Source organism: Paenibacillus sp. D51F (genome assembly GCF_053345695.1).
Genome location: NZ_JBKFAO010000004.1, coordinates 235,271 through 248,580 on the forward strand (window position 1 = coordinate 235,271; position 13,310 = coordinate 248,580).

General features: G+C 54.3%; 6 protein-coding genes. All 6 read right to left on the minus strand.

The genetic code is table 11. The annotated features are described in order from the left end of the window. Nucleotides 1-39 precede the first annotated feature (39 nt). Complete coding sequence (locus ACLBWT_RS10115) at nucleotides 40-4,398, minus strand: Ig-like domain-containing protein (RefSeq protein WP_447662936.1); 4,359 nt, start codon at nucleotides 4,396-4,398, stop codon at nucleotides 40-42. A 222-nt stretch (nucleotides 4,399-4,620) separates the two neighbouring features. Beyond that, on the minus strand, nucleotides 4,621-5,826 hold the full coding sequence (gene metK, locus ACLBWT_RS10120) for a methionine adenosyltransferase (protein ID WP_447662937.1): 1,206 nt from the start codon (nucleotides 5,824-5,826) through the stop codon (nucleotides 4,621-4,623). Nucleotides 5,827-6,016: 190 nt separating this feature from the next. Next, nucleotides 6,017-6,286: a small, acid-soluble spore protein, alpha/beta type gene (locus ACLBWT_RS10125; RefSeq protein WP_447662938.1), complete on the minus strand. Its 270-nt coding sequence runs from the start codon at nucleotides 6,284-6,286 to the stop codon at nucleotides 6,017-6,019. 286 nt (nucleotides 6,287-6,572) lie between these two features. Then, nucleotides 6,573-7,217, minus strand: coding sequence for a hypothetical protein (locus tag ACLBWT_RS10130; RefSeq protein ID WP_447662939.1), 645 nt, complete (start codon nucleotides 7,215-7,217; stop codon nucleotides 6,573-6,575). 198 nt (nucleotides 7,218-7,415) lie between these two features. Continuing rightward, nucleotides 7,416-9,950 carry a hypothetical protein gene (locus ACLBWT_RS10135; protein WP_447662940.1) on the minus strand — a complete coding sequence of 845 codons (2,535 nt, stop codon included), beginning with the start codon at nucleotides 9,948-9,950 and terminating at the stop codon, nucleotides 7,416-7,418. Nucleotides 9,951-10,134: 184 nt separating this feature from the next. Beyond that, the gene (locus ACLBWT_RS10140) at nucleotides 10,135-13,002 is read right to left on the minus strand and encodes an S-layer homology domain-containing protein (protein WP_447662941.1); all 2,868 of its coding nucleotides are present in this window, start codon (nucleotides 13,000-13,002) and stop codon (nucleotides 10,135-10,137) included. Between the last annotated feature and the right edge of the window lie 308 nt (nucleotides 13,003-13,310).

Genomic DNA, 13,310 nt, shown 5'->3' on the forward strand with positions numbered 1-13,310 from the left:
GCCGCATCGATGATGCCGGCAGGACAGCTTCCGTTCTATTTATATGTCGATCATGCCGAGATACAGCAGCATCCTCTTCAGCATGACGGCCGCCTCTGCGCGGGTAGCCTGACCCAGCGGAGCGAACGCGGTGGCGGTTTGGCCGTTCGCGATGCCCGCAAAGACCGCTTTGGCCGCATACGGCTGTGCCCAGGCGCTGATCTTGCCCTTATCCTTGAAATTCGCCAGGTAAGAGGCATTATCCTTGGCCGGAATGATTTTCATCTCGGAGGCTTCGATGGCGCGGACCATCATCGCCGCCATCTCCTGGCGGGAGATGGCCGCATTCGGACGGAATTGCCCTCCGCTTCCCTGCACGATGCCGGCCGCCGAAGCCGCTCCGATATAAGAAGCGGTCGCCGACCCTGACGTTATGTCGCTATAGGCCGATGCCGATGCGCGGTCGCCTTTGAGGCCAAGGGCCCTTGCGATGTACTCCGCGAATTCCGCCCTGGTGATGTCGGCTTTGGGCATGAAGGAATTGGCGCTTCTGCCCCTGACGATCGATTTGGATGCCAGAGCGACGATATCGTTCTTCGCCCAATGTCCGTTCACGTCGCTGAGCACGGGCGTGCCTCTCACGACGACGAAGACGCCGCCGGACTTATGCTTGAACGTCACGGACAGCCCGCTGATCCGGGTCGGCACATAGCTGAGCATGGCCGTCTCATCGTCGAGGAACACCGTGGACGCAGATGCCGGCACCAGACTTGATGCCGTCTGCAAGGTGGTGGAAGCATAACGGCTGAGACCGCTCAGCTTCTTCCGGTCGACCGACGTCGCCGACGTGCCGATGACCGATATGTCGAGGCCGATGACGCTGGAGGCTGCCTGCAGGCCGCCCTTCGTGACGGCATTCTGCAAGCCCCCCGCCAGAGTCGCCGGATTGTCGTCGATCGACAGCAAGAGATAGCCGGTCGGACCTCCTGCATGGAGCAGGGAGGCCGTTTTGGCGAAGTCGATTCCTTGGAGAGGAATCACCGTGGAGATGCCATTGTACTGAAGCTCGAAGGAGGCTGTCGCCGAGGCGGCGAGCACCTGCTGCAGTGCTAAGACCGGCAAGGCGACCATGCCTGCCTTTTGGCCGTCCGGCACCTTGAAGATGACTTTATCCGTACCCGAACCCGCGCTGCGAGCTTTCTGGTAAGCGAGAATCAGACTGTCGCTCAGAACCGAATAACGGCTGGCCGCCCTTCCGGCCGGGGATACGTCCTGATTGACGGTTACGTCCGCCAAGGTCAGCTGGCCGACCGCTGCCGGCTGCGAGCCGCCGGACGAAGAGCCTTCTTGCTGACCTGTAGCATTGGTTGCGGATGCCAACAATAGCGATGCGGCGCTGTCCCCTCCTACCTGTCGCAACGGGTTGTAGGTTGGGGGCGTGTAGGTCACGGTAACTGCCTGTCCCGAAGCCACCGCACGGCTCAGCTTCAGAATGACCGAGGAACCGGCAATGCCGACGCTGTTGACAGGGATGAGCACGCCGTCCGCACGAATGGAATATTGGCTTGGAGCCGGCGCGGATGCCGGGTCCAGAATTCCGGAATATACCAGCGTCAGCGTGTCCCCGTCCGCCCTGCCGGAAAGATAGGTAGGCGTCGTGCTTGCCGTGAACATTGATGCCGGCACACCGCTGAACGAGTCCGCTTCGTTTCCAGCCAGATCCGCCAAGGCTGGACTGCCCTTGGTATAGCTGACGGTAAGGCCGACGGATGCATTCAGGCTGCCGCTCAGCTTGAGCGTCACCTTGCTGCCTTCGATGCTTACTCCTGTGACTCCGATGGAAGACGTCCCGTTCATGACGGTGAAGCGGCTGGATGAAGGCATCTTCGCCGTGTGGAGGCCTTCGTAGTAATTCAGCGTAACGGTATTCCCTCCCGCGATGATGCTGCTGAGCACCGGCTTCGTCGTATCCAGCATGTTCTGGACATAATAGGTGCTGAATGCCCCAAGCGGATTGCCCGCTTGGTCGACAACGGGAGCCGTGCCCGGAGAGTAGTTGACGTATGCGCTCCCCCCGCTCGTGGACGGGCTGCTCAAGCGAAGCAGAAGGGTCGAGCCCGACGCTGCCGCCTCCGTCAGCTGGACATAGGAGCCGTTGACGTATAGGACGAACTGGGACAAGGCTCCAGTCTGCAGGGCCTGAACCGGCTTGCTGAGCTGGAGGGTGACGTAGCTTCCGTTCAGAACGCCGCTTGTCACCTTGGGGAGCGAGGAAGTCTCGTCATATTGGATCTCCTTGCCGGTAAAGCCCGATGCGCGGACACCCGACAGGCTCCGGAGCGCGGGCATGCCTTCTCCCGGGATCGAATAAGAGACCGTTATTTTCTGGCCGCTGAGCACCGGGGACCGCAAAATAAGCGTTGCCGTGCTGCCGCTTACTTCGACTCCTGCCAGCTCACGGGCCGCTGGCGAATCGTTGACCGTGACATAAAAGCTTGCCGGGTAAGGAATCGAACCGCTGTCAAGCTCCATGCTGAAGATCAGTTGAATTCTGGTCGAGCTGGCGGCTGCCAAGCTGCTAAGCGAAGGCGTGCCGCTGCCGCTCGCCATCGTCGTGAACTTCCACTGGTATTCGTTCAGAATGCCGCTGAAGCCGTTGCCGGCCAAGTCGGTCACGCTGTTCACGCCGAGCTCCACATACAGTTGCGTTGATCCTGGAAGCGCGGCATCCGGTTTAATGAGAAGAGCATTGGCATTATCTGTTGCGATGGACAGGGAAACCGGATAAGTCTGGGTGGAGCTTCCGCTCCGGTGAAGCAAGGCTTTGGCGCCCGGCGCCAGCCGGATGGCTTCGTTGAATACGAGCCTGAGCGGTGAGACCGTCGACACGGACGTTGCTCCGCTCACCGGAAGCATGGATACGATGGACGGCGGCGTCGAATCCCTGTTGACTGTGAAAGGCCAAGCGCTGCTTCCGCTCAGTCCCGCATATCGGTTGCCGCTCTCGTCCAGGAAGGCTTGGTTGCCGATCTCGACATAATATTTGGTTCCTTCGGAAAACGTGAAGCCCGGATTGATCGTGATGACGTTGCTTCCGAACCCGGACAGCAGCTCCGAGGTAACCGGGATCGTAGCCGCTGCCGCGCCGCTTCCCGCATTCCTTATCGTCACATAGCCGGTTCCCGGGAATACGTTTTTGTCGAATGTAATCCGCAGCTTGCCGTCCAGCGCGCCGAGGACGCCTCCAGAGGCCGGCTCAAGCTTGGCCATGGCAGGCGGCTGCCCTATAGACGGACGGGTTGTGAACGTCCATTCCGCCGCGCTGCCGATGCCTGCGAACAGCATGTCTCCGCTGCGGAAGGCTCCCGGATCGACAAGCACATAGTATGCCGTGCTTCCAGCCAGCTGCCTGTCCAAACCTGTTTCGACCGTTCCGTCCGGCTTGTATGTCATTCCCGACGTATTCAGGCTCGTGACGGTTACGTTGTCCGCGACGCGTTTCACCGTCACGTATTTCGGAGCATTCGGCGTGCTTCCTGACGTTACCGTCTTGTCGAATTTCAGTCTCAGGCCCGTATCCAGCGCAATGCCTGCGGATCCTGGCGAAGGCTGCTTCTCCACGATGCCGACCGGAGAGCTTCCCGTCGTGAAGCTCCACGAGTAGGCAGCACTCTTGTTGCCTGCGGCATCCTGCACCCAGCCTGCGGGAACATCGATCCGGTATTCTTGTCCGGGAACGAGGACGGAAGGGGGAACAATCGTCAGCGACTGGCTTCCGCCGCCCGTAACGGATGGGGACACAGCGCTGACGGACAAGGCATCGCCTGTCGTCCGGTTGACCAACTGCAGCGAGCCTTCCGATGGAAAGACGATTTCCCCGTAGTTCAGCTGCAGGGAAGAGAATACCGGCACGCTTCCGCCCTGCGGAGCTGCGGCCGCAACGTCGGGCGGAATTGTATCCGGCTCCGCCGCGCTGAAGTTCCATTCCGAGGCGCTCGAAATCCCAGCGAAAGGAGCTCCGTTCGACGCATTCGAAAATACCCCTGCATCCAGCAGCACATAATAGGATTCGCCTGAAGCGAACGGCTTATCCGGCTGGATCGATACCCGGGATCCTTCCACCTGGACTCTTCCGTCGTCGGCGTTGAACCTTGCCCATTCCGTGTTGTCGGATACTTTGCGGATGCTTATGCCCGCGCTGCCGCTTCCTTTCACGACCGCCTCGTCGAAGGTCATCAGCAATCTGGAGTTGGCAGGCACCCGTACCGCGTCGTCCGCCGGCAGCTTGGCCGACAGCAGCGGTCCCCCCGCCGCGGCAGAGGCTAGCCTCAGCCATCCGCCTGCAGGCAGGCAGGCATTCGCAAGCATGAGCAAGGTCACTGCGCCAATCATGATCGTTCTGCTTTTTCTTCCAGCCAACTGAATTCACTCCCCGATTTGTAACCCATTGTAGTTTCTTTGTCGGTATCCAAATAAGGAATGTTTAGAATTCACTGGAAGTTGGCATGCTACGGGCAACCATCTTCTACGTCCATATTCAGGTGCCTGCGTGGATCAAGTAGGTTGCTCATCGAGAACTGAACCAATACTGAAACGCAAAAAACCCCCGCTCAGGCTGAGCGGAGGTGGTCGGAAACACGATTATACAAGAGCAGCTTCCTGCTGAAGCAGAGCGGCTTTGTCGACGCGCTCCCAAGGCAGATCGATGTCCGTACGGCCGAAGTGGCCGTATGCAGCCGTCTTTCCGTAGATCGGACGGCGCAGGTCGAGCATCTTGATGATGCCTGCAGGACGCAGGTCGAAGTTGGAGCGGATCAGCTCGACGAGCTTTTCCTCTTCCACCTTGCCGGTGCCGTACGTGTCCACGTTGATGGAGACCGGATTGGCTACGCCGATAGCGTAAGCAAGCTGGATCTCGCATTTGTCGGCCAGGCCGGCAGCGACGATGTTCTTCGCCACGTAACGGGCCGCGTATGCCGCGGAACGGTCGACTTTCGTCGGATCCTTGCCGGAGAACGCGCCGCCGCCATGGCGGGCGTAGCCGCCGTAGGTGTCGACGATGATTTTGCGGCCTGTGAGGCCTGCATCGCCTTGAGGTCCGCCGATAACGAAGCGGCCCGTCGGGTTGATGAAATATTTCGTATCTCCATCGATCAGTTCTTGAGGAACGACCGGAGCGATGACATGCTCGCGGATATCCTTTTGGATCTGCTCCAGGGAGATCGCTTCGTCATGCTGCGTCGAGACCACGATCGTATCTACGCGGACCGGCTTGCCGTCCTGGTATTCGATCGTTACTTGCGTTTTGCCGTCAGGACGAAGGTATTCCAGCGTGCCGTTCTTGCGCACTTCCGCCAGGCGGCGGGCAATGCGGTGGGACAGCGCGATCGGAAGCGGCATCAGCTCAGGCGTTTCATTCGTTGCAAAACCGAACATGAGGCCTTGGTCGCCTGCTCCGATGTCTTCGTTTTCCTGCTGGATGTCTTTGCCTTCGCGGGTTTCGATCGCGGCGTTGACGCCTTGGGCGATATCGGCCGACTGCTCGTTGAGAGAAGTCAGAACCGCGCAGGTGCTGGAGTCAAAGCCGTACTTGGCGCGCGTATATCCAATTTCCTTGATGGTGCGGCGCGCGATTGCGGAGATATCCACGTAGTCGGCGCGGCTGCTGATTTCGCCGATGACGAGCACAAGGCCAGTCGCTACGGATACTTCACAGGCAACGCGGGCATAGGGATCCACTTCAAGGAAAGCGTCGAGAACTGCGTCAGAAATCTGGTCGCATATTTTATCGGGATGGCCTTCCGTTACGGATTCCGAAGTAAACAGGTGTCTTCCTTTAAGGGACAAGCTGATCGACCTCCTAGAACCATATAATGAGAAAAGTCCTGAACAAAAAATCAACCTTTTCCCATTGGAAAAGGTCGTTAGACAACTCTTCTAGGACACTATAATAGCGGAACTGTCGCATAGTGTCAATGGACGGCATTCCTTGGAAGTTTTTGGAGAATCTCCTTTGGACTGCGTCCTCATGTGAAGTTTAGAGACCATAGAGGGATTGCTCGGCCTTGGCGACGAGACGCTTCGTAATCTCGCCTCCCACCGATCCCGCCTGGCGTGTTGCCAGGGAAGACCAATGCACCGTCGGCTGCGAGCTGTGCCCTGCCTCTCCAAGCTCTCCGGCGAACTCTGTATCCCCTGCTCCGGGAGCGGGGGCGGAGTACAAGCCAAGCTCTCCGGCAATTTCGTATTTCATCTGATTAAGAAGTTCCTTGCTTGCAGGCACGACAACACGGTTGGATCTAGCCATGATCTAAGCACCTCCAGTAGGTTTGGATAAGGATGTGCATATAGGTTGCCTCCGGCCTGGAGACGCTAAGCGTCGAACATATTGTCACCACGGGAAAAAAATAACTATTTGCGAAAAGCCGCAAATAGTTAAGGGAAAATCGGAGATTACTATCGATTCGAATTGGATTTCAATTCTATCGAATTTCTAAAATTAAGCAATTGTTCAATCTAATTCAAATAGGTGGGTTAAGCCTATCTTTTCAGCTGATCCGCTCATAATCCTAATTCATCCATTTTGAATATGGCTACGGCTGCATCTTGATTTCATAACTGCCTTTGACCATGACCGTAAGGCCCGTCTTCATGCCCGGAGCGCTCGAAACGCCTCTACCTCCCCGCGGGAAGAGGATCAAGTGGTTTTGCGGCACAGCAGCCCCCGATTTGATGTCGATGCCGTCCGTTACGTCCGCGATGCCGTTGCTGTCCGGGCTGTAGGCGACCGCCTTGCCTGCCCGCACCACCACTTCTGCTCCATCGGCGGCGATCAGCGTTTTGCCTACCGGCACGTTGATGACCTTGATCGCGCCATCGTCCTCCGTGCCGCCATCCGTGCTGCCTCCGCTTGGTGTCGCCGTCGGCTTCGGAGCCGCTGTCGCCGTTGCGGCTGGCGTTGCTGTCGGGGCAGGCGTTGCCGTAGGCGTGCTTCCTCCGGAGGCGAGACCCAGCTCGGCCAGCCTTTGGTCCACATAACTCTTCGTGACGACCGGATCTTCAGCCGTACCGGGAACTGCTGCTGCAGACGAACCGGCTGCACTGGTCGATGCGGCCGCAGATGCGTCTCCTCCGAGTGAGTTGGCCAAGGTGGTCCAGTGCGTCCCCGTCCATACGCCGGCCGCAAGCGTCAAAGTCAGCGTTGTCCACTTCAAGCCTTTCGTCCCTTTGTTGCCCATGCCTGTTTTGTCTCCTTCCATCTCTTCTTTTTTATATGTAGTCGTTCGCCTTCGTGCAAGACCCCTTCAATAATCTACCACTCTACTATACTTCTACTTTCATGTCCAGAATTGCTCCACTCTGCAGAGAGCTCTAGACGTTCCTCACAATCAAAGAGAACAGCCGTACCGCATTTTGCCGGTACGGCCTAAATACTTCTATTCGCTAATAATGAACCAAGGATATTCTTTTGAAGCAATGCGAATCTGAGAGCCCTGAAATACATCGTATATGTTAAGTCTGTATTTGCTGTTGGATTGAAGCTTAGACTGAATATCCGGATCGCTGAAGAAAATCTTGAAGTCGATATCTTGCCCCTCCTTCAGAATATCGTCCGTTGAACCTTGCACTCCGGCACCAATCTGGAAGGTTTTGCTGACCGTAGTTTTGTTGTTGTCTTGATTGACAACCTCAACCACTAGCTTATGGGTTCCCGCAATCGCTTCATATTGAGAATCACGCTGAAGGCTGTACATCGTTTGTAGTCTAAGTCCGTCTACCGTGTACAAATCCTTTGCATTGAGGAAGAGAGCAGTCTTTGTCAACGACAGAGTATACCCGCCTATTTTAAGCTCCTTCAATGAACTTGCCGTTTCATCCCCCGCAGAGCCTATAAAAGTATATGCTGTCGGTTTGGCCAGGACGGTAGCAGTTGTCGGTGTCGAAGGATTTGCTGTTCCGGTCGAACCCGAGTTGCCCCCGCTTGAAGGCTGCTCAGTCGATGGCGGGGCCACAGATCCGGCAGAGCCTACCGTTTGTCCGAGAACAAGTTGATAGGAATCGCCGCTGAACGCACGCGGGAGCTGCGCCCATGCTGCGAGAAGCGCTTTTCCTTCTGGACTGATCCGATCCTTCAACTCTGCGAACTGAATAGGTACTGACAGTCCATTCTTATCCACCAGGTAACCGCCTACAGATGCGATTTGCGCCGATCTCGCTTCCTTATTGACGGCCTCCAGCTCCGTGTAAAAAGTCTGGGCGGCATCGGATTTGTAGATTGCTGTCCTCTTAATGGTAATCGATGATTTCTGCCCTGTTCCGTCAATAACATAAGGCGTTCCAATCGTGCTGGTCTTGATCTCCGACAGCTGCTGGCCAGTGAACTGATAAAGCATTTTGCCTGGCTTGTCTGCAGCAGGCTCCGTGCTCACGAAGGAGATCTGCTGAATGGTCGTGCTGTACGGAATTTCGGCAGATACGATTGCTTCAAATGTAGCTCCTGGAGCCAACGTAACGCTCTGATCAAGCGAAACCGCCTTTTGTTCCGTTCCGATGCGGACACCGTTGACCATGAAGTAACCCCCGAGCGCCGGAATCTGTTTCGCCACGCTGCTGGTGTTGGTAATGCTCATGTTCGCTACGAGCATATCGTTATCCTGGTTCGGCATCCGGTTGATGCTCTTAAGTTGGACACTATAGTCGTTGTAGCTGAAGGCCGAACCCAATCCTCCCTCTTGCGATGCTGCCTGCAGCGAATAAGCACCGATAACATAGGACTTTATTTTTTCCGTTGCGGTCGATTTCATTAGAAGCTGCGAGTCGGCTATTGTTACACTGGAGGGGACATTTCCACTTAGGCTAAGTGTTTTGGATATCCCTGGCAGCAACGATGCATTTTCTTCTTTTGTATACGTCAGAGCGTAACTGGCTCCTGTCTTCGTCACAAGAAAGAAATCGAAGGCGCCCGCGGCAGCCGAAGAGGTCCCGGTATTGGTTAAGCTGAAGTCAATGGATAAAGCTTGGCCTCCCGAGCTTTGATTTAGAAACGCTTGACCAGCTGTTGTTGTCACCGGTTGTCCATCCATGTAGACGACACGAGGCTGTCCTGCTTCGGACGGAGCTTGCGTCTTTAGGGACGGCAGGGAAAATACTCCTGTGGGCAGGCTGACTTTGCTGGCCTCATCATTTATGGACACGACCATCGACAGCGGTTTGGATACAACTGAAGCCGGGATTGTGGATCGAAGCGTGATAACCTTCCGCTCTCTCGGCTGAATAGTCAAGCCTTCCATCCCTACTGCTGAAACATTGTACACGGAAAGGCTCTGGGTTTGGAGGTTGAATACCGTCTTTGATAAATCAATGACCTGCTGACCAACGTTTTCCAGAAGATAGTTTATCGTCACATATCCATTTTCTTTATCCTTGGTAATAAAAGCCTGCTTGACGGCACCTTTCAATTTACCGCTGCCATAAAGCATCGTTCCTGGCTGGTATGCGGTGATTTGATCCGAAGCTTGGGCCGGGTAGGAAATCTTGCCCAAATTGCGTTCGTAATTAGCTGCAGAGAAATCCCACTTTACGACCTCAAACACCAAGTCATTCAGCTTGGTTGCTGAATCGATGACAGCATAATAAGTTATGTACTGGCTCGTGTTGGCCGGGACGGAGGTTTTCTCCTTATCGCCTTCAATAACTGTGGATTTGAACGATTTTCCTGATTTGCTCTTTACTCTCAGCCAATAATCGGAAAGATCCAGAGACTTGGAGGCTGTATTCGTAATCATAATGGTGTAAGCAAGTACCTTCCCTTTATCCTGCATAAGAAAATGAGCATCCCGTATACTTAACCGACTGGTAGAGTTCAAGGATACAGCTTGTCCAGACAGTGTGACGGATTTAGCCGCAGCCGCTTGAGCTTGATGAACCATGAATATACTTTCCCCGCCTTGCAGCATCAGCCCGGCTGCCATAACGCTGGCGACCCCTGACTTGATCCATATCGAACGCCGCACTTTCATTCCTCCTATTGCCATATATGGTTTTAGACGCAGACACTGCATCTATTGTTTCGTCTAATTCGCAAAGGCTAAAGGAAAAATATAAAAAAAAAGAGCAAGCAGGAATTCCTGCTTGCTCTTTATGGTTAAGCTTCAATTATCCTACGAGAACTGTTGCAGTTGCCATAACACCTGCGGAGTTAACGTAAGTGATCGTTACAGAACCTTTTGCTACGCCATGAACCGTAGTTCCGGATACCGTAGCAATTTTCTCGTTGCTGGAACCGATTTTAGCGGAAGGAGAAACTTCAACGCCATATTGGTCTTTAACCGTCAGGGCAACCTGTACGTCGCCACCGATCGCTACGGAGTACTCGGATTTCTTGAACTCAGCCGTTTTCGCAACTGGAGCTTCCTCGGAAACCGTTACTTCTTGAGTAGCGATGGATTTGCTGTTGGCGTTGTAAGCCGTCAGCGTTACTTTACCAGCTTTTTGACCCGTTACTTGGTTGTCGCTGGATACCGACAGAACCGTTGGATCAGAGCTCGATACGAATGGAGCTGCGTCGGATTTCAGGGCTACTTCTACGCCGCCGGAAGTTTTGCCGACCAGTTTAACGCCTTTCGTGTACGCGCCAACCGCTTTAGCTGCATATACAGTACCTACGGATTTGATGCTGTACGAGCTGATGTCGGAGGATTCTACGACATTAACCGTGAAGCTGTAGGCTTCTGCGCCAGCCGTCTTGGACGTTACTTTTACAGTAGCGGATCCTGGAGCCAGAGCTACCAGCTTGCCGCCTTCGTATTTCACAACGTCATTGCCATCCGTAACTTCTACGCCGTACGTGTTGGCAGCAGCCGTGTCCGTACCGCCGTAGCTGTCAACGAGAACGATGTTGTCGCCATTGAAAGTAACGGCTGCATCATCTTCAAGCGTCGTTACTACGTCTTTGATGCCGTTAACGCCGACCGTCGAAGCTGCTTTCACAACTTGAACGTTCAGGGTCGTAGGAGCGACAGCTACGTTAGGAATGCTGCTTACAACGTAAGCATAGCCTTCCGATGCGAAGGTAAGCTCCAGATCGCCTTTAGCGTTGATGTTTTTCGTAACCGGGATGTTGGAAGAGATGTTCAGGGATCCGTTATCCAGGTATTTTTGAAGGTCAGTGCCTTTGATTTCGTTGCCGAATTGATCAGCGGCTACGAACGGGAAGACTGCTGCTTTGCCAGCTTGAACGATGCTAGCGGAAGCTCCGATTTGGAAGCTCTTGATGGAGCCTGCACCATTAACGACAACGTTGATGGATTTGGATACGCCAGCTTTAGGGTTGCTGATAACGATCGTAGCCGTGCCAGCAACGCCAGCGTTGAACTTGATGACGCCGTCTTTGTCAACGATCAGCGAGTCGATGATGCGGTAGTCGCTAATGGAGATGAACAGGCCGTCTTTTACAACGTAGTTGCTGTAAACGCCAGCAGTTGCTTCAACTGGTTTCAGGTTGACCGTGCCAGCCGTCAGCTTGATCGTTTGACCAGTTGCGTCTTTCAGCGTCAGAGGAAGCACAAGACCTTTGTCTCCAGCGGAGATGCGGGTTTTGTCTTTAAGCGGTTGAACTTCGCCGAGCTCGATGCTCGTAGCGGAGCTGCCCGTTACGACTTTCAGAGCTTTCGTCGTTGTCAGGCCGCCAGCTGGGTAGACAGCCGATACGTTGATCGTGTCGCCCTCTTGCGTTTTCGTCAGGCTGCCTGCAGCCTGGCCGTCGGTGACGAGGTTGATTTTGCCGTTGGCAACGTTGTAAACCGTACCGCGGGTGCTATTCACAGCCGTGATGTAGTTGTACGTACCGGAAGTAGCCGTGATGTCTTCGTTGAATTGATTGAGGACTTTCACGCCGAGATCGACATTATCGGCCAGTTGAAGAGCTGGAGTTGTGATGTCGATTTTGGAAGCTACGCTTGCAGCGACTTTAACGGTGAACGGAGCATCCGTACCTTTGACCGTTACGGTGTAGTCGCCAGCTGGCAGGTATACAGCGGACAGGACAACGGATTTGTTGTCATCTGCGAATTTAGCCGTAACAGGATAAGAAGTCAGAGTCGATTTCACGCTGAATCCGCCGTCCAGGTACGTTTTTTCCGTAGCGGACAGAGCGCGGTTGAATTTAACCGTGATCGCTTTAGCGCCGGATTGAGCTGCTTCAGTAGCTTTAACAGCTTGAAGCGTAACTTCTACGGAGTAAGTTTTGCCGTTGTACGTAACGTCTACTTTCGTCGCTTGACCAGCTACGAGTGCAGTCGTCAGAGCTTGTTTTACCACTTGACCGTCGGAGAAAGTAACCTCGATGTTCTTCTCGTCGACAGCAACAGCGGATTTAACGGAAACAGCGGATGCGTTGGAGAGTTCATAAGCTGCTTCGAATACTTGGCCGCGGGTAGCTGCTACTTTGTAAGAAGCTTGTTGGTCGATCAGACCAGCTTCGATAGCTGCTGCCACGTAGCCTTTTGCCCATGCGCTTACGGCGCCGGATACGGCAGCGTCGGCTTTAGCAGTCAGGCCAGCGGATTCAACGATGATTTTAGCAACTTGCTCAACCGTTACGTTTTGCGTAGGGCCGAACAGGTTGTTGCCGAGACCGTTGAAGATGCCGGCTTTCGTTACAGCGCCGATGTAGCCTTTAGCCCAGTAGTTGGTAGCTACGTCTTTGTATTTCGAGGAAGCAGCGTCTTGGCCAAGGCCTTGAAGCAGCGCTACGACTTTGGAAATTTCTGCACGCGTGATGTTTTTGTCGAGGCCAGCGGAACCGCCTGGGTAGCCTTCAACGATACCTGCTGCTTTGAGTGCGTCGAACTTCTGTTGCGTCGTCAGTTCAGCCGCGAATGCGGAGCTTGCGAATACGGAAGTTACGAGTGCGCCTGTAACGACCAGAGATAAACTTTTCTTCATAACCTTTTGTTCTCCTCCTCTAACTTGCTTAAGTAAATGAGAGTGTTCTGTGGAACTATGAGTGCTCTTCTTACTCATCTGTTGTGTCACCCCCTTCCCAGAGTGTGGGAGCCATATAATATAGAAAAAGGTCTGCTTCATGTATAGACACGTGTAGGAACATGCCGCAGAAACTCGTAAAAACAAGTAGAAAAAAATGGAAAGCTGTCAAACCACTAAATCATTATACAATGGCCTGATAGAACCAGTAAAGAGAAACATGTGAATATGTTTCCATATCAATAGAAACCATTCGGCATTGGATATATCCAGCATCACTGTGTCGATCCAGCATCACTGTGTCGATCCAGGTCACACGCCTTTGCTCTTTGCGACTCCAGATACTT